Source organism: Pseudomonas sp. JUb52 (assembly GCF_004341115.1).
GTDB lineage: Bacteria > Pseudomonadota > Gammaproteobacteria > Pseudomonadales > Pseudomonadaceae > Chryseomonas > Chryseomonas oryzihabitans.
This window is the reverse complement of record NZ_SLYS01000004.1, coordinates 44,892-70,234: the sequence shown is the minus strand read 5'-3', so window position 1 is coordinate 70,234 and position 25,343 is coordinate 44,892. Positions and strand designations below refer to the sequence as shown.

The 25,343-nt window shown below is 66.5% G+C and carries 24 protein-coding genes; 18 read left to right on the top strand and 6 right to left on the bottom strand.

What is annotated here, in order from left to right:
- Positions 1 to 26: 26 nt before the first annotated feature.
- The 4 genes from EC839_RS08210 to EC839_RS08195 all read right to left on the bottom strand — a co-directional run bounded on the left by EC839_RS08210 (position 27) and on the right by EC839_RS08195 (position 5,166).
- Positions 27 to 1,787, bottom strand: a complete 1,761-nt coding sequence (locus EC839_RS08210) for a molecular chaperone (protein ID WP_132832503.1) — start codon at positions 1,785 to 1,787, stop codon at positions 27 to 29.
- A 67-nt stretch (positions 1,788 to 1,854) separates the two neighbouring features.
- On the bottom strand, positions 1,855 to 2,763 hold the full coding sequence (gene asd, locus EC839_RS08205; protein ID WP_007161176.1) for an archaetidylserine decarboxylase: 909 nt from the start codon (positions 2,761 to 2,763) through the stop codon (positions 1,855 to 1,857).
- 16 nt (positions 2,764 to 2,779) lie between these two features.
- Complete coding sequence (locus EC839_RS08200) at positions 2,780 to 3,589, bottom strand: rhodanese-like domain-containing protein (RefSeq protein ID WP_007161175.1); 810 nt, start codon at positions 3,587 to 3,589, stop codon at positions 2,780 to 2,782.
- Positions 3,590 to 3,648: 59 nt separating this feature from the next.
- The gene (locus EC839_RS08195) at positions 3,649 to 5,166 is read right to left on the bottom strand and encodes an HDOD domain-containing protein (protein WP_007161174.1); all 1,518 of its coding nucleotides are present in this window, start codon (positions 5,164 to 5,166) and stop codon (positions 3,649 to 3,651) included.
- A gap of 117 nt (positions 5,167 to 5,283) precedes the next feature.
- On the opposite strand from EC839_RS08195, the gene motA reads away from it, so the two are divergent.
- From motA to EC839_RS08180, 3 genes are all read left to right on the top strand, one after another.
- Positions 5,284 to 6,135, top strand: a complete 852-nt coding sequence (gene motA, locus EC839_RS08190; RefSeq protein WP_007161173.1) for a flagellar motor stator protein MotA — start codon at positions 5,284 to 5,286, stop codon at positions 6,133 to 6,135.
- On the top strand, positions 6,135 to 7,295 hold the full coding sequence (locus EC839_RS08185) for a flagellar motor protein MotB (protein ID WP_007161172.1): 1,161 nt from the start codon (positions 6,135 to 6,137) through the stop codon (positions 7,293 to 7,295). The genes motA and EC839_RS08185 overlap by 1 nt, the downstream gene beginning before the upstream one ends.
- 163 nt (positions 7,296 to 7,458) lie before the next feature.
- Positions 7,459 to 8,058, top strand: a complete 600-nt coding sequence (locus EC839_RS08180; RefSeq protein WP_007161171.1) for a nitroreductase family protein — start codon at positions 7,459 to 7,461, stop codon at positions 8,056 to 8,058.
- Between the two features lie 48 nt (positions 8,059 to 8,106).
- On the opposite strand, the gene rsgA is transcribed toward EC839_RS08180, so the two are convergent.
- Entirely contained in the window at positions 8,107 to 9,129 is a 1,023-nt protein-coding gene (gene rsgA, locus EC839_RS08175; RefSeq protein WP_007161170.1) for a small ribosomal subunit biogenesis GTPase RsgA, read from the bottom strand.
- A gap of 94 nt (positions 9,130 to 9,223) precedes the next feature.
- Here rsgA and EC839_RS08170 point away from each other — a divergent pair, with 94 nt between their 5' ends.
- From EC839_RS08170 to EC839_RS08145, 6 genes are all read left to right on the top strand, one after another.
- A complete protein-coding gene (locus EC839_RS08170) occupies positions 9,224 to 9,994 on the top strand; it encodes a class I SAM-dependent methyltransferase (protein ID WP_007161169.1) in 771 nt (256 codons plus the stop codon).
- A gap of 50 nt (positions 9,995 to 10,044) precedes the next feature.
- A complete protein-coding gene (gene orn / locus EC839_RS08165) occupies positions 10,045 to 10,593 on the top strand; it encodes an oligoribonuclease (protein ID WP_007161168.1) in 549 nt (182 codons plus the stop codon).
- Positions 10,594 to 10,609: 16 nt separating this feature from the next.
- Entirely contained in the window at positions 10,610 to 11,224 is a 615-nt protein-coding gene (locus tag EC839_RS08160) for a trimeric intracellular cation channel family protein (RefSeq protein ID WP_039975973.1), read from the top strand.
- A gap of 96 nt (positions 11,225 to 11,320) precedes the next feature.
- Complete coding sequence (locus EC839_RS08155) at positions 11,321 to 12,241, top strand: PAAR domain-containing protein (protein WP_132832502.1); 921 nt, start codon at positions 11,321 to 11,323, stop codon at positions 12,239 to 12,241.
- Between the two features lie 104 nt (positions 12,242 to 12,345).
- Complete coding sequence (locus EC839_RS08150; protein WP_132832501.1) at positions 12,346 to 13,191, top strand: phospholipase effector Tle1 domain-containing protein; 846 nt, start codon at positions 12,346 to 12,348, stop codon at positions 13,189 to 13,191.
- On the top strand, positions 13,188 to 13,871 hold the full coding sequence (locus EC839_RS08145; RefSeq protein WP_039975933.1) for a DUF2931 family protein: 684 nt from the start codon (positions 13,188 to 13,190) through the stop codon (positions 13,869 to 13,871). Before EC839_RS08150 ends, EC839_RS08145 begins: the two co-directional genes overlap by 4 nt.
- 4 nt (positions 13,872 to 13,875) lie before the next feature.
- On the opposite strand, the gene queG is transcribed toward EC839_RS08145, so the two are convergent.
- Complete coding sequence (gene queG, locus EC839_RS08140) at positions 13,876 to 14,940, bottom strand: tRNA epoxyqueuosine(34) reductase QueG (RefSeq protein WP_007161162.1); 1,065 nt, start codon at positions 14,938 to 14,940, stop codon at positions 13,876 to 13,878.
- Between the two features lie 61 nt (positions 14,941 to 15,001).
- Between queG and EC839_RS08135 the strand changes: the two genes are divergently transcribed.
- From EC839_RS08135 to hflC, 9 genes are all read left to right on the top strand, one after another.
- Positions 15,002 to 16,489, top strand: a complete 1,488-nt coding sequence (locus tag EC839_RS08135; RefSeq protein WP_007161161.1) for a bifunctional ADP-dependent NAD(P)H-hydrate dehydratase/NAD(P)H-hydrate epimerase — start codon at positions 15,002 to 15,004, stop codon at positions 16,487 to 16,489.
- Positions 16,477 to 16,938, top strand: coding sequence for a tRNA (adenosine(37)-N6)-threonylcarbamoyltransferase complex ATPase subunit type 1 TsaE (gene tsaE, locus EC839_RS08130; RefSeq protein ID WP_007161160.1), 462 nt, complete (start codon positions 16,477 to 16,479; stop codon positions 16,936 to 16,938). The genes EC839_RS08135 and tsaE overlap by 13 nt, the downstream gene beginning before the upstream one ends.
- A 38-nt stretch (positions 16,939 to 16,976) precedes the next feature.
- Positions 16,977 to 18,407 carry an N-acetylmuramoyl-L-alanine amidase gene (locus tag EC839_RS08125; protein WP_132832500.1) on the top strand — a complete coding sequence of 477 codons (1,431 nt, stop codon included), beginning with the start codon at positions 16,977 to 16,979 and terminating at the stop codon, positions 18,405 to 18,407.
- Positions 18,400 to 20,298, top strand: a complete 1,899-nt coding sequence (mutL, locus tag EC839_RS08120) for a DNA mismatch repair endonuclease MutL (RefSeq protein ID WP_007161158.1) — start codon at positions 18,400 to 18,402, stop codon at positions 20,296 to 20,298. Before EC839_RS08125 ends, mutL begins: the two co-directional genes overlap by 8 nt.
- A 42-nt stretch (positions 20,299 to 20,340) precedes the next feature.
- Positions 20,341 to 21,321, top strand: a complete 981-nt coding sequence (gene miaA, locus EC839_RS08115; protein WP_007161157.1) for a tRNA (adenosine(37)-N6)-dimethylallyltransferase MiaA — start codon at positions 20,341 to 20,343, stop codon at positions 21,319 to 21,321.
- A gap of 87 nt (positions 21,322 to 21,408) precedes the next feature.
- Positions 21,409 to 21,654 (top strand): RNA chaperone Hfq, encoded by a 246-nt coding sequence (hfq, locus tag EC839_RS08110; protein WP_007161156.1) that lies wholly within the window; start codon positions 21,409 to 21,411, stop codon positions 21,652 to 21,654.
- A gap of 20 nt (positions 21,655 to 21,674) precedes the next feature.
- Positions 21,675 to 22,979 (top strand): ribosome rescue GTPase HflX, encoded by a 1,305-nt coding sequence (gene hflX / locus EC839_RS08105; protein WP_007161155.1) that lies wholly within the window; start codon positions 21,675 to 21,677, stop codon positions 22,977 to 22,979.
- Between the two features lie 98 nt (positions 22,980 to 23,077).
- Positions 23,078 to 24,265, top strand: a complete 1,188-nt coding sequence (hflK, locus tag EC839_RS08100) for an FtsH protease activity modulator HflK (RefSeq protein ID WP_007161154.1) — start codon at positions 23,078 to 23,080, stop codon at positions 24,263 to 24,265.
- On the top strand, positions 24,265 to 25,134 hold the full coding sequence (gene hflC, locus EC839_RS08095; protein WP_007161153.1) for a protease modulator HflC: 870 nt from the start codon (positions 24,265 to 24,267) through the stop codon (positions 25,132 to 25,134). Before hflK ends, hflC begins: the two co-directional genes overlap by 1 nt.
- Positions 25,135 to 25,343: the final 209 nt, after the last annotated feature.

Sequence of the window (25,343 nt, the reverse complement as noted above, 5' to 3'; positions counted from 1 at the left end):
CTGGCGATAACGATGATTTATCGAAGCTACAGAGACTTCCACAGCGAGTCAAAGTCTTCTTCCTGCCGCGCGCCACCGCCGGCAGGGCCGCCGCTGGGCTGAGCGCCGCTCTGTTCCAGCAGGTGATATTCGAAGACGCTGAAGCTGACCGTCATGCTGCGGCGCCGGTCGAGCATGCCGCGCTGCTCGTTGCCCTGCCGATTGATCTGCACCTTGCTGCCCTCCTGGAAGGGCAGGCGCGGCGCGATCAGGGTCGGCGCCTGGTCGATGGCCTTGATCTCCGGCAGCAGCAGGGCTCGCAGGTACTGACTGTTCTGCTCGGCCTTGCGTAGCAGCTGCAGCCCGCAGGGCCGTGCGGTGGGGGCCAGCAGTTCGACACCCATCTGGGTTCCGCTGCCGGGCACCTGACGTACCCAGCGCACCACCGCCGGCCCCCAGCTGTGATCATCGGGCAGGCGCACGCCGAGCAATTCGCCGGCCTGCAGCTGCTCGGGGACCTCACCGCTCCAGCTCAGGCAATAGCCGCCCGGGCTGTGGTTGACCACCTGTACCGCATGGATCGGAAAGGCCGGAGTGGCCGCCTCGCCGTCGCCGGGCAGGACGTCGTAATGGATTTCTTCCAGGGACTCGGCGCTCCAATCCAGGGCATCAGGTGCCCGGGTATCGGCATCGAAGGCCAGCGACCAGACGTCTTCCTTGGGCTTGGGCGCAAAGGCGTCCGGCACGACCTGCGCCGACAGGCGCAGGGTGTCGGCGAACACCTGCCCCCCCGCGAGCTGGTAGTGCAGGGCGCTCATGCCGATGCAGACCTGCACCTGGCCCTGGCCGGGCATGCGCTGGAAGGCGCGATCCGCCTCCTGGCCCCAAGCGCCGACCAGGTGCTGCAGCAGATCCAGGGACAGATCGCCGTGCACCGGCAGGCGCGCCCGCGGCCGCTGCTCCGGCGCCAGCGCCAGATAGTCCTCGATGGCCTGCACCAGTTGTTGCGGCGCAAGCCCGAGCAGGCCGTTGAGATTGGCTTCGCGCAGCAGCGAGCGATAGCGCGGCGGGGCGTCGATCTGCGGCGCCACCACCATCAGGGTGCCGTTCTGCTCGGGCCCTTGCAGGCGGATCAGGCTGGCCCAGTCGTCCAGGTGCAGGGTCAGCTGGGCGATATGGCTCTGGCGCAGCTGGTTGCAGCGCGCGGCGCCAAACAGCAGGGCGGCGCCATAGGCCTGGGTGATGGTCTGGCTGCCATCGCCGGGCAGCAGTTCGTCACGGATCTTCTGGTTGTGCAGGCCGGTGGTCACCGCCAGCCGATAGAGCTGGTGCAGCTCCAGCCAGAGGTTGTCGTGCACCGGGGTATAGAGCTGGGCGGCGCGGATCAGCGGTCCGAGCAGGGCGCGCAGGGCGCGCTGGATGGCGGTGGCGAGCAGGGTGCTGCGTTCGCCGCGCTCGCTTTCCTCGACCACGATCAGCTTGTAGCCGGCGGCCAGCAGGTTCTGCAGGGCCTGGCAGAGATTGGCCACCTTGCGCGAGCGCTCGTCGAGCACGATGGCCTGGTTGAGCACATGACGTTCGAGCTGCTGGCAGACCCGCTGCACGTCCGAGCGCAGGGCTTCGAGCAGGCGCAGGCGCGCTTCCGGCGTCAGGATCAGCCGGTTGAGTTCCAGCAGGCCCTGATAGAGCAGCCGGGCGAATTCGCCCAGCTTGGCCCGTGGCAATTGCTCCAGCCAGCGCTTGAGGCCGGCCGGGGTGGCGTCACAAAACGTCAGGCTGCGCTGATCGGGCGTCGGTACCCGCAACATGAGCTGTGGCCTTTTGCTATCCATTCGCCGCGCACACTCCTGGTTCGATGGGCAATGAACCGCGCATCTATGCGAGAGGCCCTGGCTCGGAAACGGGGGTCAAGGGGGCCGACGTGGTCGGAACCCCCAGCAGTTGCCCCATGTTGACGGTGGACAGCGCGCCGAGTTCAGCGGACCAGTTCACCGCGTCCGGGCCGAACAGCACGATGGCGGTGGAGCCCAGCTTGAAGCGCCCCAGCTCGTCGCCGGTGCGCAGGGTGACGGGCGCGCGGGCGGCCTCGTCGTAGGCAAAGCTCTTGAGTTCGCGCTTGGGCGGCGTGACCAGGCCGGCCCAGACCGTCTCGATGCTGGCGACGATCATGGCGCCGACCAGGATGACCGCCATGGGGCCCACAGCGGTATCGAAGATGCAGACCACCCGCTCGTTGCGGGCGAACAGTTCGGGCACGTTCTCGGCGGTGAGCTGGTTGACCGAAAAGATGCGGCCGGGCACATAGACCATCTCCTTCAAGGTACCGGTGAGCGGCATGTGCACCCGGTGGTAGTCCTTGGGCGACAGGTAGATGGTGGCGAAATGGCCGCCCATGAAGGGCGCGGCGCGCAGGCCGTCGCCGCCGAGCAGCTCCAGCAGGCTGTAGCTGTGGCCCTTGGCCTGGAAGATGCGGCCGTGCTCGATGCGACCGAGCTGGCTGATGGCGCCGTCGCTCGGGCTCACCACCACGCCGGCTTCAGCCGGCAGCGGGCGAGCGCCGGGCTTCAGGGCGCGGGTGAAGAAGGCGTTGAAGTTCTCGTAGGCGGTGGGGTCTTCCACCTGGGCCTGGCGCATGTCGACGTCATAGTGACGGACGAACCAGCGGGTCAGCAGATTCTTGAACCAGGGCGCACGGCACTCGGCGAAGCCGCCGATCACCCGCGACAGCAGATGGTGCGGCAGCAGGTGCTGGGCGAGGATGAACAGTCGGTCTTGCAGTTTCATGGGAGGTCCTTGGCAGTCATTCGATGGGGGTGTCGGGGCGGTTGCCCCATTCGCCCCAGGAGCCGGCATAGGCTTTGACCCGCGGATAGCCCAGGGCCTTGGCCGCGAGGTAGGTGAAGCCGGATCGGTGATGGGTCTGGCAGTGGGTGATGATTTCCTTGTCGCGGGTGATGCCCAGGCGTTCGAGTTCGGCGCCCAGGTCCTCGCGGATGCGCAGCTGGCGCTCGCGATCCATGCCGGCGGTCCACTCGAAGTTGATCGCCCCGGGAATATGGCCACCACGGGCGGTCAGCACCTTTTCGCCCCGGTATTCGTCGGCGCCGCGGGCGTCCCAGATGGCCAGGTCCTCGGCGCCCAGCCGGCTCTGCAGATAGGCGCGGCTGGCGGTGGGCTCCTCGTGCAGGGTCAGGGCGACCGGCGCCCCGGCCGGCGCGGGCACCGAGTTGCTCAGCGGCAGGCCGGCGGCGATCCAGCCCTGGCGGCCGCCGTTGAGGTAGTGATAGTGGCCGTGCCCGATGACATCGAGCAGCCAGATGAAGCGTCCGGCCCAACCGCCGCCTTCGTCGTCATAGACCACGTAGACGGCTTCGTCGCGCTGGCCCAGTTCGCCGAACAGCTGCTCCAGGTCCGCCTGGGCCGGCAGCAGGCCGGGCGCCGGCTTGCTGCCCAGCTGGGTGCGGGCGGGCGCGACATGGCGCGCGCCGGGCAGATGGCCCTCGGCATAGTGGGCGGCGCTGCAGAGATCCACCAGGATGAGTTCGGGCGCATCCAGGCGCGCCGCGAGATCGGCTGGTTCGATCACCAGGGGCAGGGCGGAAAAGGGCATCGCGGATTTCCCGTCGGTCCGTAGCAAAGGTGAAGTGTACCGAGGTTGACCGGCCAGCGTCAGGTCGGTCGTACCCGCGGACGATTGGCAAAGGTGCCGATGGCGCGCTCGATGCAGGTGAAGGTCTTGTCCAGCGCCGCGGTCCGACGGGGATCCGCCGGCTGCAGTTCGCTGTCCAGGATCGCCAGCAGCACCACCCGCTCGCCAAAGCCCAGACTGCGCAGCCAGAGCCGTTCGTTGCTGAACAGCCGGCGCAGATCAGCGGGCAGGTGCGGCGCGAAACGTGCTCGGTTGCCGTCATCGATGCGCAACTGGCCGGGGCTGCCGAACAGCTTGGCCAGCAGCGGATGGCTGGCGATGTCCAGTTGCAGGCCGGGGGCGTCGTCCAGGCCATGGTGCAGCTGGACATTGCCCTTCTGGCCGTTGCGATCCGGGGTCAGCAGCAGCAGCCGCGGCAGGCCGCAGGCCACCAGCGCCTGGCGGGCGCAATCGAACAGCTGGGGCAGGGTGGCGAAGGCGCTGGGCGTGTGCAGCAACTGCTCGCAGAGGCCGCGCCAGCGCTGCGCCTGCCCCTCGCTGGCGACCTGCACCCGGGGCACCGGCTTGAGGCGCCGTTCGCCCGGCGGCCAGACCAGGCCTTCGGCCGGGTGCCAGAGGCCGGGCCGGGCATGGCGCTGGGCGTCCTGCACCGCCAGTTCGTGGCTGCGACTCTGTACCCGCGCCAGCGGCAGTTGCAGGTAGAGGGCGCTGAAGCGTTGCCAGCGCAGGGTGTGGGGACCGTCCCAGGCATGGTGGCTGGCCAGCGCCAGGCCATTGGCCAGGAGGATGGTGTTGCCGGGGTGGGTCAGCCAGCGCCGCAGAGTGGGGTCGTCGTCGAGGCGCTGCTGCTGTTCGAGGGGATCGTCGCCATGGGCGATGTGCAGCGCCCTGACCAGTTGCCGGCGATCCTGGTCCAGCAGCCGATAGCCTTCGACGATCCACTCGGGCAGCTGCCAGTGGCGGGCCAGCGCCTGGCACAGACGGATCGCCGGCACGCCGAGCAGCTCGCGCTCGACCTTTATCGCCGGTTCGCCTTCGCCCAGCACCCGGCGTTCCCATTCCTCGAAGAGTTCCGGGTAGCGGGTCGCCAGCGGCCAGAGCGGCGCCAGAAAGAGTAGGGCGGCCAGGCGGATGTCCGGCCACAGTCGCGCCAGGGGCACGCCGAACAGGCCCAGCCCCAGGGTCATGGCGTGCTGGCTGACCAGGCACAGCTGCCGCAGCGGACGCGGCAGGCGTTCCTCGGGCAGGGTCGGCTGGCGGGCGATCAGGTATTCCGCCGGGCCGAGCCCGACGCGGCCGAGCACGGCTTCCAGACTGGCGGCCGGATCGCCGAGGCTGGCATGGCCGCGATTGGCCTCGCGCAGAAGGGCCAGCGCCAGGGGTGGTGACTCGCAGAGCCGTTCGGCGATCTCATGCAACGCCAGACGGCCATCGGCCAGGGCGCGGCGCAGACGCTCCGCGGTGGCGGTGGCCACCGGCAGGCGCACGCCTTCCAGGTGTTTGACCCAGTCTTCGACGGTGTTCGGGCGGCTGGACATACGACGGTCGCCTTGAAATTTGATGAAAGGCCTTCAGTCCGGGGCGCCGGGTCCGATAAAGGGGGCGTGAGGGTGATTCCCCGGCTCAATTTTCCTTAGCACACAGTATTCCCAACCATGGCAAAAATCATCGGCATCATCGTGATATTCGCGTCTGTCCTCGGCGGCTACATCCTCGCGCATGGCAAGATCGCTGCGATCATCCAGCCGCTCGAGGTCCTGATCATCGGCGGTGCCGCCCTGGGGGCCTTCCTGCAGGCCAACCCGGGCAGCACCTTCATGCAGGTGTTCAAGAAGTCGCTGAAGATGTTTGGCAATCGCTTCACCCACGCCTTCTACCTGGACGTGCTGAAGCTGCTCTACGAGATCCTCAACAAGAGCCGGCGCGAGGGCATGATGTCCATCGAGGCGGATGTCGAGGATCCCAAGGCCAGTCCGATCTTCAGCAAGTACCCGAACATCCTCAAGGATGAGCGGATGACCGCCTACGTCGCCGACTACCTGCGGCTGATGTCCTCCGGCAACATGGCGCCCCACGAGCTGGAAGGCCTGTTCGACATGGAACTGGCCGGCATCAAGGAAGAGCTGGAGCATCCGTCCCACGCGGTATCGCGGGTCGCTGACGGCCTGCCCGGCTTCGGCATCGTCGCCGCGGTACTGGGCATCGTGATCACCATGGGCATGCTCGGCGAGGGCGACCAGGCGGCCATCGGTGGCCACGTGGGTGCGGCCCTGGTGGGGACCTTCCTCGGTATTCTCGCGGCCTACGGCTTCTTCGGTCCGCTGGCGACCTGCCTGGAGCACGACGCCAAGGAAGAACTCAATGTGCTGGAGGCCATCAAGGCCTGCCTGGTCGCCGCTGCCAGCGGCATGCCGCCCACCGTCGCCGTGGAATTCGGCCGCAAGGTGCTGTTCCCGGCGCACCGGCCGTCCTTCAGTGAACTCGAGCAGGCGATGCGGGGCAGCTGATGGACAACAACCAGCCGATCATCGTCAAGCGCGTCAAGAAGAGCGCCGCCGGCCACCACGGCGGCGCCTGGAAGATCGCCTTCGCCGACTTCGCCACCGCCATGATGGCGTTCTTCCTGGTGCTCTGGCTGATGTCCTCGGCCACCCCGGAACAGAAGAAGGCCATCGCCGGCTACTTCCAGGATCCGATCGGCTTCACCGAAAGCGCCAGCCCCTATGTCATCGACCTGGGCGGCACGCCGACGCCGGCGCCCGACCGCACCCTGAATCCCGAGATCCAGGCGCAACCGGATTCGACCCAGAACAAGGTCAATCCGGACATGCAGGAGCGCGCCGACCCCAACGATTCCAACCGCGTCACCCCCGACCCCACCCAGGCGCCCGATCCGTCCGACAAGCGCCAGCCCAACGACGCCGCTCAGCAGCAGAAGGATGCCAGCCAGGCGAAGATGGATCCGAGCCAGGCGGAAAAGATCGCCGAGCAGGTCGACAAGGAGCGCCTGGAGCTGTTGTTGCAGGAGCTGCAGAACAAGATCGAGCAGAATCCGGAGCTGCAGAAGTTCAAGGACCAGATCCTGCTGGAGATCACCCAGGACGGCCTGCGCATCCAGATCGTCGATGCCGAGAATCGGCCGATGTTCGACTCCGGCAGTCCGCGGCTGAAGTCCTATTTCGAGGACATCCTACTGGCCATGGCCGACACCATTCGCCAGGTGCCGAACAAGATCAGCATCAGCGGCCATACCGACGCGGCGCGTTACAACGGCAAGGGTGACTTCAGCAACTGGGAGCTGTCCGCTGGTCGTGCCAACGCCGCCCGCCGGGCGCTGATCGCCGGTGGCTATCCGGAAGAGCAGGTGGCGCGGATCGTCGGCTATGCCTCCTCGGCCCCCTTCGATCGCGAGCATCCGCTCAATCCGGTCAACCGCCGAATCGACATCATCGTGCTGACCAAGAAGGCCCAGCAGGCCATCGAGGGACGCGCCGGCGGCAACCAGGCACCCAAGCCCGCGGCCGGCGCCGCCCCGGCGGCGAGCCGGAGCGGGGTCTCCAGCGGTGGCGTCAGCGCCACCGGCAACCTGGCGCAACCCATCAACAACGCGGCCTTCAAGCAGCAGGTCAATGCCTTCGATGCCGGCGTCATCCAGGGCAAGCCCTGAGCGAGCGCCGCAATCAATAGGAAAATTCGCTGCTAGCGTTCGGTTTTTTCGTCCGTTGGCGTGAAGACGGCTGGTTAAGCTGCAGGGGTTTCATGACGGATCGGGCACCTTGCGCCCTCGCGCGCGGTCTCCCGATCTCCGATTCCCTTGCAGGAGCCTTCCGATGAGCAACGCCTTTATCGACACCATCAAGCGCCGCCGCAGCCAGTATGCGCTGGGCAAGAATCTGCCGCTGGCCCAGGACCAGGTCACCGCGCTGATCCAGGAGGCAGTCAAGCTGTCGCCCTCCGCCTTCAATTCGCAGAGTTCGCGCGCGGTGATCCTGTTCGGCGCCGAGAGCGACAAATTCTGGGGTTTCGTCATGCAGGCGCTGCGGCAGATCGTGCCGGCCGACGCCTTCGCCGCCACCGAAGGCAAGATCAACAGCTTCGCGGCCGGCGCCGGCACCGTGCTGTTCTACGAGGATCGGCATGTGGTTGCCGGCCTGCAGGACAAGTATCCGGCCTACGCCGACAACTTCCCCATCTGGTCAGAGCAGGCTAGCGGTATCGCCCAGTTCTCGGTGTGGACGGCCCTGGCCAATGCCGGTATCGGCGCCAGCCTGCAGCACTACAATCCGCTGCCCGACGCCCTGGCCGCCGCCGAGTGGAAGCTGCCGGAGACCTGGCACCTGCGCGCCCAGATGCCCTTCGGTTCCAACGAAGGTGACTTCCCCGAGAAGGGCTTCATGGACGACGCCGAGCGCTTCCGCGTCTTTGGCTGATGGTCCTCGCCTGATATAGCAAAACGCCGGGCTTGCCCGGCGTTTTGCTTAGTAGCGCGACTCGCCCTCGAGACTGGCCAGGATATGCCGGTAACTGGCCATCCGCTGCGGATGGATGTCACCGCGCTCCAGGGCGGCGAGCAGGGCGCAACCGGGCTCGCGCTCGTGCTTGCAGTCGCGGAAGCGGCAGTGGCCGAGGTAGTCGCCGAATTCCTTGAAGCCGGCTTCGACATCGTCACGGCTGACGTGGCTGAGGCCGAATTCGCGGATGCCGGGCGAGTCGATCAGGTCGCCGCCGTCGGGAAAGTGGAAGAGCCGGGCGGTGGTGGTGGTGTGGGTGCCCTTGTTGGTCAGCTCGGACAGCGGGCCGACGCGGGTATCGACGCCCGGCAGCAGGGCATTCACCAGCGACGACTTGCCCACCCCGGACTGACCGACGAAGACACTGACGTGCTCGTCCAGGGCACTCTTGAGCTGGTCCATGCTCAGCCCGTTGTGGGCCGAGACCTCCAGCAGCGGATAGTCCAGTTCGCGGTAGATGCCCAGCAGGTCGTCCAGCGCCGGGCCGTTGTGCTCGTCGATCAGGTCGGCCTTGTTGAGCAGCAGCAGCGGCTGGATGCCGGCGTGCTCGGCGGCCACCAGGTAGCGGTCGATGAGGTTGGCGTGGGGCGTGGGCAGCGGGGCGAAGACGATCACCAGGCGATCGACGTTGGCCGCCACCGGCTTGAGCAGGCCGCGCATGTCCGGCCGGCAGATTTCCGAACGCCGCGGCAGCTGGGCGACGATGACGCCATTGCCCTGGAGGCTGGCGCGAAACACCACCCGGTCGCCGGTGACCAGGGTCGGCAGGTTGGCACGCAGGTGACAGCGCTGCAGCTGGCCGTCGTCATCCTCGACCTCCACTTGAACGCCGAAGTGGGCGATCACCAGGCCTTGTTGCTCCGGGCCCAGGTCGCCGCCTTCGAGCTCGTCGATCAGCTTGGATTCGCGCTTTTCCGCGCGGGCGGCGCGTTCGGTCTGGATTTTCTCGATCCGCCAGCTCTGGCGACGGGTCAGGTGGCGTTTGGCCATGGGATGTCCGCGGGTTTCAGGACCGCTGAGTCTAGCATTGGCCGCCCCTCGCGGATTACCTAAACTTGGCGTACCTCGTCGCTCCGGAGCCCCCATGCTGGCCCATCTCGCCTCGCGCTATCCGCTGTTGCTGGCCGTGCTGGTGCAACTGGCCGCCCTGGTGGTCGCCGTCGTCGGCATCCGCCTGTGGGCCAGCTTCGCCGGCCAGCGCCCCTCGCTGCTGGCGCTGGTCTGCCTGCAGGCGGTACTGGCGGCCCTGCTGGGCGAGTTGCTGGGACTCGCCCGCTGGTGGGTCTTCATCAATCTGCTGTTCGCCCCGGCGCTCTATCTGGTCAGCGGTCGCGGGCTCTCGGCGGGCATCGCCGCGCTCGGCTTCCTGCTGCTCCTGCTGCTGAACTGGAACAGCCTGCGCGAGCGGGTACCGCTCTATCTCACCGGCCGTCAGACCCGTGAGCGACTGGCCGAACTGCTCGCCGAGCGCGAGCCGACCTTTAGCTTCGTCGACCTGGGCTGCGGCCTGGGCGATACCCTGGTCGATCTGTCCCGGCGCTTTCCGCAGGCCACCTTCGTCGGCGTGGAGACCGCGCCGCTGAGCTTCGCCCTGGCCTGGCTGCGCTGCCTGCCGCGGCGCAACTGCCAGGTGCACTATCGCGATCTCTGGCGGGTGGAGCTGGGCGAGTTCGATGTCGTCTACTGCTTTCTCTCGCCGGCGCCCATGCCACGCCTGGGCGACAAGGCCCGCACGGAGCAGCGCGCCGGCAGCTGGCTGATCAGCAACACCTTCGAGATTCCCGACCAGCCCGCAGATCGGGTGCTGGAGGTAGGGGACCTGCGCGGCAGCCGGCTGCTGCTCTGGCACCGTTAGGTGCGCGGCAGGCGCGCTGCTACACTGGTGCCATCATCAAGGAGTTCACCATGACCGCCCCCAATCCGCAGCACCTGATCTGGATCGACCTGGAAATGACCGGCCTGGATCCGGATCGGGACGTGATCATCGAGATGGCCACCATCGTCACCGACAGCGATCTCAATGTGCTGGCCGAGGGCCCGGTACTGGCCATCCACCAGTCGGACGAGATCCTGGCCGGCATGGACGAGTGGAATACTCGTCAGCACGGCGGCTCGGGCCTGACCCAGCGGGTGCGCGAAAGCACTATCGACACCGCCCAGGCCGAGGCCCTGACCCTGGACTTCCTGCGTCAATGGGTGCCCAAGGGCAAGTCGCCGATCTGCGGCAACAGCATCTGCCAGGATCGGCGCTTTCTCTATCGCCGCATGCCGGAGCTGGAAGCCTACTTCCACTACCGCAACCTGGACGTCTCCACCCTCAAGGAACTGGCCGCGCGCTGGGCACCCCATGTGCGTGACGGCGTGAAGAAGAGCGGCAGCCACCTGGCGCTGGACGACATCCGCGATTCCATCGCCGAGCTGCGTCACTACCGCGAGCACTTCATCAAGGTCTGACGGCCACCCGTCCGTGCTGCTGTCCATCCTCTACATGGTCGCCATCACCGCCGAAGCCATGACCGGCGCCCTGTCCGCGGGGCGCCGCGGCATGGACCTGTTCGGCGTGGCGCTGATCGCCAGCGTCACCGCCCTCGGCGGCGGCTCGGTGCGTGATGTGCTGCTGGGGCACTATCCGCTGGGTTGGGTAAAGCACCCGGAGTACCTCGCGCTCACCGTCGGCGCGGGCCTCGCCACCGTGGCCATCGCGCGGGTCATGCGCTATCTGCGCCGGTTGTTCCTGGTGCTCGACGCCCTCGGCCTGGTGGCCTTTACCGTGATCGGCTGCCAGGTGGCCCTGGAAATGGGCCTGAGTCCGGCCATCGTCATCGTCAGCGGTACCCTGACCGGCACCTGCGGCGGCATCCTGCGCGACATCCTCTGCAACGACGTACCCCTGATCCTCAGGCGCGAGCTCTATGCCAGCGTGGCGGTACTCTCCGCCGGCTGCTACCTGCTCTGCCGCCCGTGGCTCGGCGAAGAGCAGGCACTGCTCATCACCCTGGCCGCGGGGCTGCTGCTGCGCCTGCTGGCGCTGAGATTCAACTGGCAGATGCCGACCTTCACCTATCCGGACGATCCCCACGGCTAAGGTCGTGACGATTTGCGCGATATCGCGCTGAAAGGATTGTCCTAGAGCCTTTTGTGCGGCATTTTTCAGGCTCAGTTACCGATAGGGAGATCGGTCATGTCTGGAAAGCCCGCTGCTCGCCTGGGCGACGCCGTCGCCTGCCCCAAATGTGGTTCCACTGCCCTGGTCCAGGGCTCCGCCGATGTCACCTTCGATGGCCTGCCCGCCGCGACCCTCGGCCATGCCTGCGGCTGTGGCGCGGCCCTGAGCGCCGCGGTCATCCCCAACGTCCTGATCAACGGCCGGCCTGCGGCGGTGCTCGGCAGCCTCACCAGCCATGGCGGCGTGGTGATCGGTGGTTCCGGCACCGTCATCATCGGCCTGGACGCAGGCGGCGCGGCCAAGGGCGCCTGTGCAAGCCATGCAGGCACTACCGGCCTGGTACCGGGGCAGGGCAAGCCTTTGGCGCTGCGCGACCGGGAGCGATACGGCAGCGAGGGACCGGCCAAGCGCCCGGACAGCGCGCCCGTCGCCAGGGATGAAGTCGCCGAACAGGCGGAGCGCCCGCTAGAGCAGCGCATCACCCTGCGCATCGGCGTCTTCTTCGACGGTACCGGCAACAACCTCTTCAACGCCGCCACCGGCGCCGCCTGCCGGGCGGAAGAGCAGGGGTTTCGTCAGGACCAGGCGCGCAGCATCGCAAGGCATTGCGAGAAGTTCATGCTGAATGCCGATGGCAGCTATGCCGGGGCGGAGACGAATATCGCGCGGTTGTATCGGCTGTATGAGAGCGATGTGGATCGAAAGCTCGATAAAAGCGAAGTCCGATCCAGTATCTCTGTCTATATCGAAGGTATTGGGACCCAAGCTGGCCAGCCAGACAATTTGTTTTCCATGGGGACGGGCGTGGGAAAAAGCGGCGTGTTGGGCTGCGTTCATAGTTTCCCATCCGCCTTTGCCAAACAATACATACAGTTTCGACTCAGTAATCCCAACGTATCTGTCGAGGCTGTTGAATTCGATCTTTTTTGGCTTTAGCCGAGGGGCGGCAGCAGCGCGGCATTTCGCCAATGAAGTATTAAAGATCGATGGTGGTGTTGCCGCGGCAGGACTGTTGCCGTGTCTTTCCTGGAGCCGCCAGGGTGAAAATCAATTTCATTGGCGTGTTCGATACCGTGGCAGCGGTTGCTGATCCTTTGCGGGGCGACTTCAGTCCAGCCAATACGATCAATCCGGGGCTCAATCTCTATCTGCCGGCTGGTTGCGCGCTCAAGGTTGTGCAATTGGCAGCGCAGCACGAGTACCGCCGCAATTTCGCCCTGACCAGCGTGGCACCCGAGCATGAGGAGATCTTTCTGCCCGGCGCCCACGCTGATATTGGCGGCGGCTATCCGGATGAGACGCAGGAGCGACTGCTGTTAACCCGGCCGAGGGCTTCCCGTGAGCCGCGGGGCACGGATAGCCACCAGGCCTGGAGCTATCGCCAGGCCGAACTGGAGTTGCGGCGCCTGCAAGGGGCGTTCTGGTACGATTCATCAAGCACTCGTCTCTGTATCGATACCTGGCGCCTCGAGTTGCCCCGCATCCGGGGCGACCTGCCGGAAGTCGAAGTCTTCGCTGCGATACGACTGGAGCGAAAGGTTCGTGGAGAACTATCCCTGGTTTACCTGCGGATGATGCACCGTCTGGCCAGTGCTCAAGGTGTCCCTTTAACGCCCCTCGATGACGAGGATCCGGAGTGGCGTTTGCCAGCCGAACTGGCTCCGATAGCCAATAAGCTTCAGGCAGGTAGTCCGCATGTGCCTAAGCCACTGAGTCAGGCCGAAAATCGTCTGCTGCTCAGTCGCTATGTACACAGGTCGGCTCACTGGAATGCGCGCATGGGCAGTGGCCTGGGCAATGTGGATACGATCTTCGTCGATGCCCCTACCGCCGATGGTCGGCGCAACGTCTATCCCAATCGACTGCAGGCGGAGTATCCGATATGAGTCGCTTTTGGCTGCTTCTCATCACGGTATTGTGTATTGCAGGCTGCCAATCTAGCGCGTTGAGCAAACCAAAGATGCCTTATGAAGCCTGGTACTTGGGCTTTATAGCGCCTAACTACATGGAAGTTTGGTTGGAGCAAGGCAATATTGGTGATAACAGCGGGCGCATCTTTCCTAATGCTATGGGGGGAGTAGTGTCTTATGGCAAACCTGGAAATCTGGCGATTCGCGCAGAGGGTTGGCCTGAAAGAATCGGCTCAGGCAAAGGCCGTACTCTGACCGGCCTGGATCTGCCCTACGTCGTCTCCCTACGCTGGCAATCGATGGTCGAACTCCAGACCTATCATGCGCTGTTCACCATCCCCGATTGGGCCAGGGAAAAGATGGTCGAGCGTATCCCGGGTCAGTGTCCGAGTGGCTACCACTTCGACTATCGCGAAGCCCTCACCATCGGCCTGGCGCCCGGCGGGGTGGTCAAGGTCTGGATCATGGGTCCCTGCCTCGACCCCGTTGAGGTCCTGACCCTCCAGGTCGAGATCGAGCCCAAAGGGCCCTATGGCGGCAAATCCAACGGCAAGTACCGGCCGCTGTCGCCGGTGGTCAAGCGCTATGTCGACAAGTACGGCATCCCCTACGGCCGTTGGTGGGCGCCGATCCCCTACACCACGGTAGGGCCCTGAGCGCCTAGCTGGCCGCGTGTCGCTGCAGCGCCCATTCCACGTGCTCGCGCACCAGGGGGGAGGGGTGTTCGCGCTGCAGCTTCAGGGCTTCCACCACCGGGATGCTGGTCGGGGCGTTGCCCAGGCCCACGGCCAGGTTGCGCAGCCAGCGCTCGTAACCGGCGCGGCGTAGCGGCGAGCCTTCGGTGCGGCTGAGGAATTCGGCTTCGGTCCAGCGAAAGAGTTCGGCCAGGCTGGCGCTGTCCAGGCTGTGGCGTGGCTGGAAATCGCCTTCGGCGGTGGGCTTGGCGAAGCGGTTCCAGGGGCAGACCAGCTGGCAGTCGTCGCAGCCGAAGACCCGGTTGCCGATCAAGGGGCGCAGCTCCGGCGGAATGCTGCCCTTGAACTCGATGGTCAGGTAGGAAATGCAGCGCCGGGCGTCGAGCTGATAGGGGCCGACGAAGGCCCGGGTCGGGCAGATGTCCAGGCAGGCGCGGCAGGTGCCGCAGTGGTCGCGCGGGGTGGGTTCGTCCACCGGCAGGGGCACGTCGACGAAGAGTTCGCCGAGAAAGAACCAGCTGCCGGCCTTGCGATTGAGCACCAGGGTGTTCTTGCCGATCCAGCCCAGACCGGCCTGTTCGGCGATGGCCTTTTCCAGCACCGGCGCGCTGTCGACGAAGGCGCGATAGCCGAAGGGGCCGATCTCGCCCTGGATGCGTTCAGCCAGGTGCTGCAGGCGCTTGCGGATCAGTTTGTGATAGTCGCGGCCCAGGGCGTAGCGCGAAACATAGGCCGCCGCGCCGTCGGCCAGGCGTTCGCTCATGCGGGTGTCGCCGGGCAGGTAATCCATGCGCAGGGAAATCACCCTCAGGGTTCCCGGGACCAGTTCGGCCGGTCGCGAACGTTTGCTGCCGTGCGCGGCCATATAGTCCATCTCGCCGTGGAAACCGGCGGCCAGCCAGCGCTCCAGATGTTCCTCGTGACGTGCCAGATCCAGCCCGGCGATGCCGGTCTGCTGAAAGCCCAATTCCCGACCCCAGGTCTTGATGAGGTCGGCCAGGGCGGCGAGATCGAGAGCGACAGCGGACATCGACGGGAACGCATAGGCAGGAGGGCCGCCTATTTTGCCAGACTCCGGAGGCTTTCCCAGCATGCACGACGAACTGCCGTTCCAGCTCTACAGCGCCCAGCAGGTGCGGGATCTCGACGCCCAACTGATCGCCGGCGGTCTGCCCGGCCTCGAGTTGATGAGACGCGCGGCGGCCGCGGCCTGGCGCTCGTTGCGCCACGGCTGGCCCCATGCCGGTGCCCTCTGCGTGCTGGCCGGCGGTGGCAACAATGCCGGCGACGGCTATCTGGTCGCGGCGCTGGCGCGCAAGGCCGGCTGGCAGGCACGGGTCTGGCACCTTGCCGATCCGAGCGGACTCCATGGCGATGCCGCCCTGGCCCATGCCGAGGCCCTGGCCGCCGGCGTGGACATCCAGCGCTGGCGCGCGGACGCCCCGCTGGAGGGGCTGGTGGTAGACGCCCTGCTGGGGACCGGCCTAAAGGGCGCGGCGCGCGAGCCCTATGCCGCGGCCATCGAACGGATCAATGCCAGCGAATTGCCGGTGGTGGCCATCGACCTCCCTTCCGGACTGGATGCCGACACCGGCGCCGCGGCGGGCCCTCTGGTGCGCGCCGATCTGACCATCACCTTCATCGGCCTCAAGCTCGGCCTGTTCACCGGCAAGGGGCCTGATCATGTCGGCAGTCTGGTGTTCGAGCCGCTGATGGAAGAACCGCAGAATCCCGCCCATGCCACCGCCCAGCGCCTGGCGCCCGGCAACCTGCCGCGGCTGGCCAGGCGCCCGCTCAATGCGCACAAGGGGCAGTACGGCCATCTGCTGGTGATCGGCGGCGACGAAGGCACCGGTGGCGCAGCCATCATGACCAGCGAGGCGGCGCTGCGCTGCGGCGCCGGCATGCTCAGCCTGGCGACCCGGCCCTCCAATGTCACCGCGGTGCTGGCGCGGCGGCCGGAGGTCATGGTCGCCGGGGTGCATTCCAGTTTCGCCGTGCTGGAACTGGCCAAGAAGGCCGATGTGCTCGCGGTCGGGCCGGGCCTGGGGCAGGGCGCCTGGGGCAAGGCCCTGGCCAGTGCCGCCGCGACGCTGGACGCGGTCCAGGTCTGGGACGCCGATGCCCTCAATCTGCTGGCCGCCGGAGTGGTCCCGGCGCCGCGCGGGCCCTGGGTGATGACGCCCCATCCGGGCGAGGCGGCGCGGCTGCTGGAGGTCTCGATCAAGGACATCGAGGCCGATCGTCCCGGCAGCGCTCGCGAACTGGCACGGCGCTATGGCGGCGTGGCGCTGCTCAAGGGTTTCGGTACCCTGATCGCCCACCCGGACGGTCGCATGGCGCTGTGCGGCGAGGGTCATCCGGCGATGGCTACCGGTGGCCTGGGGGACATCCTCACCGGTATCATCGCCGCCCTGCTGGGGCAGGGGCTGGCGCCCTTCGAGGCCGCCTGCCTGGGCGCCTGGCTGCACGGCCGTGCCGGCGCCGAGCTGGGTCGCCAGGGCCGCGGTCTCGCCGCCAGCGATCTGCCCCCGGTCGCCCGCCAGTTGCTCGAGGAACTCCAGCCATGCCTGAATTGACCCTGCACGCCGCCGACGAAGACGCCATGTACGCCCTGGGTGCCCGCCTGGCTCAGGCCAGCGGCGGTCGTGGCGTCCTCTATCTGCACGGCGATCTGGGCGCCGGCAAGACCACCCTGTCGCGCGGCATCCTGCGTGGCCTCGGCCACACCGGGGCGGTGAAGAGTCCCACCTTCACCCTCGTCGAGCCCTACGAACTGGCCAGTGGCGCGGTCTATCACTTCGATCTCTATCGCCTGGCCGATCCGGAAGAACTGGAATTCATGGGGATTCGCGACTACTTCACACCCGAGGCCTTGTGCCTGGTGGAATGGCCCGAGCGCGGTCAGGGCTTTTTGCCAAAGCCGGACCTGGACATTACCATTACGCCACGCGCCGACGGCCGTGATCTGCGCCTGACTAGTCATGGCGCTCACGGCGAGGCCTGGTGCGCCGCCCTCGCGCCCTAGGCGCCGATCCCTCGTTCTCCAGCTATACGGTCGCAGGCATGCGCAAGCGTTTTTTCAGGTCGGGACTCGGCCTGTTGTTGTTGATTCTCAGCAGTCAGCTGCTGGCCGCCACCCAGATCAAGGGCATGCGCGTCTGGCGTGCGCCCGACAACACCCGTCTGGTATTCGATCTGACCGGCCCGGTCAAGGCCAGCGTCTTCACCCTCAGTGCCCCGGATCGCATCGTCATCGACCTGTCCGGCGCGCAGCTCGACGGTGGGCTGAACGAAAAGCCGCTGCGCAACACTCCCATCACCGGGCTGCGCGCGGCCCAGCGTTCGCCGGGCGAGGTGCGCCTGGTGCTGGACACCAAGGGTGCCCTGACGCCAAAGAGCTTTACCCTGGCACCCAACAAGGAATACGGCAATCGCCTGGTGGTCGACCTCTACGACCAGGGGACCGATCCCGCCACCAGCGACATTCCCGCCACCGTCACGCCCAATCTGCCGGCCACTCCGGTGACCCCGGCGCAGCCGGCGACCCGTCTGCCGTCCAGCCCCAGCGGCAAGCGCGACGTGGTGGTGGTGGTCGACCCCGGCCACGGCGGCGAAGACCCGGGTGCCATCGGTCGCGGCCGGCTGTACGAGAAGAACGTGGTGCTGGCCATCGCCAAGCAGCTGCAGGCCAATCTCAATCGGCAGAAGGGCTTTCGCGCCGAGCTGACCCGCACCAGCGACTACTTCATCCCGTTGCGCCAGCGGCAGATCATCGCCCGCAAGAAGGGCGCCGACCTGTTCATTTCGATTCACGCCGACTCGGCGCCCAGTGCCAGCGCCGAGGGCGTCACTGTCTTCGCCCTGTCCCAGCGCGGCGCCACCTCCGAGGCGGCGCGCTGGCTGGCCGATGCGGAAAACCGCTCCGACCAGGTCGGCGGGGTGTCCGATGCGCTGGACAACAAGGATCCCATGCTCGCCGGGGTGCTCATGGACCTGTCCATGACTGCCACCGTGGCCTCCAGCCTGGAGGTCGGTCAGACCATCCTCAGCCAGGTCGGGCGCGCCACCAAGCTCTTGCACACGCGGGTGGAGCAGGCCGGCTTCATGGTGCTGAAGTCGCCGGACATTCCCTCGATCCTGGTGGAAACCGGCTTCATCACCAATGCCAACGAATCGGCCAAGCTGGCCAGTCCGGCGCACCAGGGGCTGCTCGCCCGGCAGATCCAGGCCGGTATCGTGCAGTACTTCCAGCACCGTCCGCCGCCCAGCACCTACCTGGCCTGGCAGCGTGAACAGCGGGGCGACAAGGTCGGCAGCGTGCGCGGCTTCGATCAGCACCGGGTGCAGCCCGGCGAAAGCCTGAGCCTCATCGCCCGTCGCTATGACGTCGATCTCTCCACCCTGCGGGCGGCCAATGGGCTGCGCGGCAATCGCATCCGCTCCGGCCAGGTCCTCACCATCCCCACCCACGAACTGGCGGCCAGCAATGACTGACCCCCGGCGCATCCAACTGCTCAGCCCGCGGCTGTCCAACCAGATCGCCGCCGGCGAGGTGGTCGAACGACCCGCCTCGGTGGCCAAGGAACTGCTGGAGAACAGCCTGGACGCCGGGGCCCGGCGCATCGATATCGAGGTGGAGCAGGGCGGGGTCAAGCTGCTGCGCATCCGTGACGACGGCCATGGCATCCCGCCGGACGACCTGCATCTGGCCCTGGCGCGCCACGCCACCAGCAAGATCTACCACCTGGACGAACTGGAAAGCGTCACCAGCCTGGGCTTTCGCGGTGAGGCCCTGGCGTCGGTCAGTTCGGTGTCGCGCCTCACCCTGACCTCGCGCTTTCGCGGCGAGGACCAGGCCTGGCAGGTGGAGACCGAGGGCCGCGAGATGCAGCCGCGGGTGCAGCCCGCCGCCCATCCCCAGGGCACCTCGGTGGAGGTGCGCGACCTGTTCTTCAATACCCCGGCGCGACGCAAGTTCCTGCGCGCCGAAAAGACCGAATTCGATCACCTGCAGGAAGTGGTGCGGCGCCTGGCACTGGCGCGCTTCGACGTGGGTTTTCATCTGAGACACAACGGCAAGAGCGTGCTGGCCCTGCATCCGGCGGGCGATCCCCAGAGCCAGGGGCGGCGGGTCGGTGCGGTCTGCAGTCCGGCCTTTCTCGAGCAGGCCCTGCCGCTGGAACACGAGCGCAACGGCCTGCGCCTCTGGGGCTGGGTCGGCCTGCCGACCTTTTCCCGCAGCCAGGCGGATCTGCAGTACTTCTACGTCAACGGCCGCATGGTGCGCGACAAGCTGGTCGCCCATGCCGTACGCCAGGCCTATCGCGACGTCCTCTACAACGGTCGCCACCCGGCCTTCGTGCTGTTCCTGGAAGTGGATCCGGCGGCGGTGGACGTCAACGTCCACCCCACCAAGCACGAGGTGCGCTTCCGCGACAGCCGCCAGGTGCACGACTTCCTTTACGGCACCCTGCACCGGGCGCTGGGCGACATCCGCCCGGATGACCAGCTCGCCGTGGTGGCGCCCACCGCACCGACGCCGCTGAGCGGTCCGGCCGCCGGTGAATTCGGCCCCCAGGGCGAGATGCGCCTGGCCGCCGCCGTGTTGCACGACAGCCCTGCGCCGCCAGCCCAGCCCTTCGCCGGTGGCGGCGGTTCGGGTGGTGCCGCGCACTACAGTCCTGCCCCGCAGCCCTATGCCGGCGCGCCGATGGCCGAGGTGCAGAGCGCCTACAAGGCCTTCTTCGCGCCGCTGCCGGAGGGTGCCGAGGCCGCGGCCCTGCCCGCGGAGCAGGGCGACGTGCCGCCGCTGGGCTATGCCCTGGCGCAGCTCAAGGGCATCTACATCCTGGCCGAGAACGCCCAGGGCCTGATCCTGGTGGACATGCACGCCGCCCACGAGCGCATCACCTACGAACGCCTCAAGGTGGCCATGGCCAGCGAAGGCCTGCGCGGCCAGCCGCTCTTGGTGCCGGAGTCCCTGGCCGTCAGCGAGCGCGAGGCCGACTGCGCCGAAGAGCATGGCCAGTGGTTCGAGCGCCTCGGCTTCGAACTGCAGCGCCTGGGTCCCGAGACCCTCGCCATCCGCCAGATCCCCGCCCTGCTCAAGCAGGCCCAGGCGGCGCGGCTGGTGCAGGACGTGCTCGCCGACTTGCTGGACTATGGCACCAGCGATCGCATCCAGGCGCACCTCAACGAATTGCTCGGCACCATGGCCTGCCACGGCTCGGTACGGGCCAACCGGCGGCTGACCCTGCCGGAAATGAATGCCCTGCTGCGCGACATGGAAACCACCGAGCGCAGCGGCCAGTGCAACCACGGTCGTCCCACCTGGGCCCAGCTCAGCCTGGACGACCTGGACAAACTCTTCCTGCGCGGCCGCTGACCGCCCGCCGCGCCCCGCGCGGCGCCCCTTCGAGAATCCGCAATGACCGCCCCTCTGCCGCCCGCCATCTTTCTCATGGGGCCGACCGCCTCCGGCAAGACCGATCTCGCCATCGAGCTGGCGCGGCTGCTGCCCATCGAGCTGATCAGCGTGGATTCGGCGCTCATCTATCGGGGCATGGACATAGGCACCGCCAAGCCCAGCGCCGAGCTGCTGGCCGCCCATCCGCACCGGCTGGTGGACATCCGCGACCCCGCGGAGAGCTATTCCGCCGCCGAATTTCGCGCCGATGCCCTGGCGGCCATGGCCGAGATCACCGCGGCCGGACGCATCCCGCTGCTGGTGGGTGGCACCATGCTCTACTTCAAGGCCCTGCTCGAAGGCCTGGCCGACATGCCCGGTGCCGATGCCGAGGTGCGGGCCGAGATCGAGGCGCTGGCGGCCACGGCCGGCTGGGGCGAGATCCACCGGCAACTCGCCGAGGTCGATCCGGTATCGGCCGCGCGCATCCATCCCAACGACCCCCAGCGCCTCCTGCGTGCGCTCGAGGTGTATCGCGTCAGCGGCCAGTCGATGACCGAGCACCGCGCGCTGCAATTGCGCGCCAATGCCGATTCGAACGGGGCGCCCCAGACGCAATTACCCTATACTGTGGCCCAATTGATCCTGGCGCCCGGCCGGCGTGAGGTGCTCCATGCGCGTATCGCCGAGCGCTTCAGCCTGATGCTGGAACAGGGCTTCATCGACGAAGTCTCAGCCTTGCGGGAACGTCCCGATCTGCATCCTGGTCTGCCGTCAATGCGATCCGTAGGCTATCGTCAGGTGTGGGAGTTCCTGGAAGGGGGTTGCACGCGGGAAGAGATGGTGGCGCGTGGCGTTGCGGCGACGCGGCAGTTGGCGAAGCGGCAGTTGACCTGGTTGCGTGGCTGGCCCGCCGCACACACCTTCGACAGCCTGGCTTGTGACAATCTGCCGCGGATCTTGAAATGCCTGGCCGGTGACACCATATCGCCCCGCAGCTGAATCGTTTTTGTCCGCGTGTCCATGGTGGGCAGCGGAAACTGGCATGTCGCCAGATCGGTATTTTCATTTCCTTAGGAGAGCGACACGATGTCAAAAGGGCATTCGCTACAAGACCCTTACCTGAACACCCTGCGTAAAGAGCGCGTTCCGGTTTCCATCTATCTCGTCAACGGTATCAAGCTGCAGGGTCAGATCGAGTCCTTCGACCAGTTCGTGATTCTGCTCAAGAACACCGTCAGCCAGATGGTCTACAAGCATGCAATCTCCACCGTGGTGCCGAGCCGCCCGGTCCGTCTGCCCAGCTCCGAGACGAGCGAGTCGGATAGCGAATAAATAACGAGAGGAGCGCCCTGTTGTTCTTCGAGCGTCACGAAGGTGGTGAGCGGGCCATTCTGGTCCATTTGGAAGGCCTGCATCCCGAGGCGCGCGAAGATCCTCAGGAGTTCCTCGAACTCGCGCGATCGGCGGGTGCGGAGACCGTGGCGTTCGTCACGGTGAACCGCAGCCAGCCGACGGCGCGTTATCTCATCGGTACCGGCAAGGTCGAAGAGCTGCACGATCAGGTGCACGCCCATGCCGCCGATCTGGTCATCTTCAACCATGACCTCACGCCCAGTCAGGAACGCAACCTCGAAAAAGCCTTCGAGTGCCGCGTCCTCGATCGCACGGGCCTCATTCTCGACATCTTCGCCCAGCGCGCCCGTACCCACGAGGGCAAGCTGCAGGTGGAACTCGCCCAGCTCGAGCACATGAGCACCCGGCTGGTGCGCGGCTGGACCCACCTCGAGCGCCAGAAGGGCGGTATCGGTCTGCGCGGTCCGGGTGAAACCCAGCTGGAAACCGACCGTCGTCTCCTGCGGATCCGCATCCGCCAGATCCGCCAGCGCCTGGACAAGGTGCGCAGCCAGCGCGAGCAGGCCCGGCGTGGTCGGCGGCGCGCCGAGATTCCCTCGGTGTCCCTGGTCGGCTACACCAACGCCGGCAAGTCCACCCTGTTCAATAGCCTCACCGAATCCGGCGTCTACGCGGCCAACCTGCTGTTCGCCACCCTCGATCCCACCCTGCGCCGTCTGGAATTGCCGGACCTGGGGCCGATCGTGCTGGCCGATACCGTGGGTTTCATCCGCCATCTGCCGCACAAGCTGGTGGAGGCTTTCCGGGCGACCCTGGAGGAATCCAGCAACTCCGACCTGCTGCTGCACGTGATCGATGCCCACGAGGACGATCGCCAGCTGCAGATCGAGCAGGTCGAGGCGGTGCTGCACGAAATCGGTGCCGACGAGCTGCCGATGCTGGAGGTCTACAACAAGCTCGATCTGCTCGACGGGGTCGAGCCGCATATCCAGCGCGACGATGAAACCGGACGACCGATCCGGGTCTGGGTCTCGGCGCGCGAAGGCCGTGGTCTGGAGCTGGTCGGTCAGGCCGTGGCCGAACTGCTCGGCGAAGATCTTTTCGTCGGGGTGCTGCGCCTGCCCCAGCGGCATGCTCGGCTGCGGGCCCAGCTGTTCGAGCTGGGCGTGGTTCGCCAGGACGATCATGATGACGAAGGCAACATCCTGTTGTCTGTACGAGTACCCCGCGCCGAACTCAATCGACTGCTCAGCCGGGCCGGTGAAGAACCGGAAGTCTTTATCCAGCAACATGTTTTGCAATAAACCCCCGCTCGGCGCTTTTGTTCGGGCAGGGACCATCCGGTAGCATTGGTCGGCGCGCCATTTCGGCGCGTTTTCGCGTTATCAGTAGGGAGAGCGCTATGGCTTGGAACGAGCCCGGTGGCAACTCGAACAATCAAGACCCCTGGGGCGGCCGCAACAACAACGGTGGCGGCAATGGTGGACGCAAGGGGCCGCCGGATCTCGACGAAGCCTTGCGTAAGTTTCAGGACCGCATCAACCGCCTGGTCGGCGGCAAGAAGCGCTCCGGCGGCAGCGGCGGCGACAGCTTCGGCTCGGGTGGTGGCAAGGGTTTGCTGCTGCTGGGCGTGCTGCTGGTCGGCGCTCTCTGGCTGTACAACGCCGTCTACGTCGTGGACGAGCAGGAGCAGGCGGTGGTGCTGCGCCTGGGCAAATACCATGAGACGGTAGGGCCCGGCCTGAACATCTACTTCCCGCCCTTCGAGACCAAGTACCAGGAAAACGTCACTCGTGAGCGGGCCTACAGCAAGCAGGGCGCCATGCTGACTCAGGACGAGAACATCGTCGAGGTGCCGCTGACCGTCCAGTACCGCATCACCAATCTCAAGGACTTCGTCCTCAACGTCGACCAGCCCGAGGTCAGCCTGCAGCAGGCGACCGACAGCGCCGTGCGCCACGTGGCCGGCTCCTCGACCATGGACCAGTTGCTGACCGACGGCCGCGAGCAGGTCGCCACCAACGTCCGCGAACGTCTGCAGCGCTTCCTCGACACCTACGGGACCGGCATCACCGTGACCCAGGTGAACATCCAGAGCGCCTCGGCGCCGCGTGAAGTTCAGGAAGCCTTCGACGACGTGATCCGTGCCCGTGAAGACGAGCAGCGCGAGAAGAACCAGGCCGAAGCCTATGCCAACGGCGTGATCCCCGAGGCCCGCGGTGCTGCCCAGCGCATCATCGAGGAAGCCAACGGCTATCGCGACGAAGTCGTCGCCCGGGCCCAGGGTGATGCCTCGCGCTTCAGCCAGCTGGCGGTCCAGTACGCGGCCAATCCGCAGCTGACCCGCGAGCGTCTGTACATCGAGACGATGCAGGAAGTGCTCGGTCAGGCGAGCAAGGTCATGGTCACCGGTCAGGCCGGCCAGAACCTGCTCTATCTGCCGCTCGACAAGCTGATGCAGAACCGTGCGCCGGCACCGACCTCGGCGATCAGCAGTGGCGCTGCCCCGGCGGCGTCGAGCGATACGGCGGCCTCGGTCATTCGCAATCTGCCGCAGTCCACCGAAGCGCGTACGAGGGAGAGCCGCTGATGAGCAATAAATCGCTGGCCGCGCTGATCGTCGTGGTCGTTCTGGGCCTTGCCGCCTGGAGCAGTCTGTTCGTGGTGAAGGAGACCGAGCGGGCGGTGATGCTGCGCTTCGGTCGTGTGGTCGAGCCCAATCTGGAGCCCGGCCTGCACTTCAAGATTCCCTACGTCAACCGGGTGCGCAAGTTCGATGCCCGCCTGCAGACCCTGGATACCCCGACGCAGCGTTTCCTGACCCTGGAAAAGAAAGCGGTAATGGTGGATGCCTACGCCAAGTGGCGCATCTTCAATGCCGATCGCTACTACACCGCGACCTCGGGTCTCAAGCAGATCGCCGACGAGCGACTGCTGCGCCGCCTGGAGGCGGGGCTGCGTGACCAGTTCGGTCGTCGCACCCTGCACGAGGTGGTGTCCGGTGAGCGGGATGCCATGGTCGGTTCGCTGACCGCGGCGCTGAACAAGATGGCCAACCAGGAGCTGGGTATCGAGGTACTGGACGTGCGCGTCAAGGCCATCGACCTGCCCAAGGAAGTCAGTCGCAGCGTCTATGAGCGGATGAGCACCGAGCGCGAGCGGGAAGCCCGCGAGCATCGCGCCAAGGGCCGCGAGCTAGCCGAAGGCATCCGTGCCGACGCCGATCGTCAGCGTCGCGTGCTGCTGGCCGAAGCCTATCGCCAGGCCGAACAAGCCCGCGGTGAAGGTGATGCCCAGGCGGCCCAGGTGTATTCCCAGGCCTACTCGAAGAATCCGGCGTTCTTCTCCTTCTATCGCAGCCTGCAGGCCTATCGCTCCAGCTTCTCCAGCAAGAGCGACGTCCTGGTGCTGGATCCGAAGAGCGATTTCTTCAAGTATTTCCAGAGTCCTGGGCAGTGAGGTCAGGGATGAACGGCGCCTAGGCTTCGCTCGTCGTTCATCCCCGATCGCCGATTTTTTCGTGTTATCATGAATCAGCCGGGGCCATCCCCGGCTTTTTTGCGTCCGTACGAAACCCGTGGAAGGGCGACGCCCTGGCTGATTCGGGTAGCAATCCACGGCAGAGCGGCTCGATCCGGCGGCAGGATTCTCCAGGAATCCACTGCGCC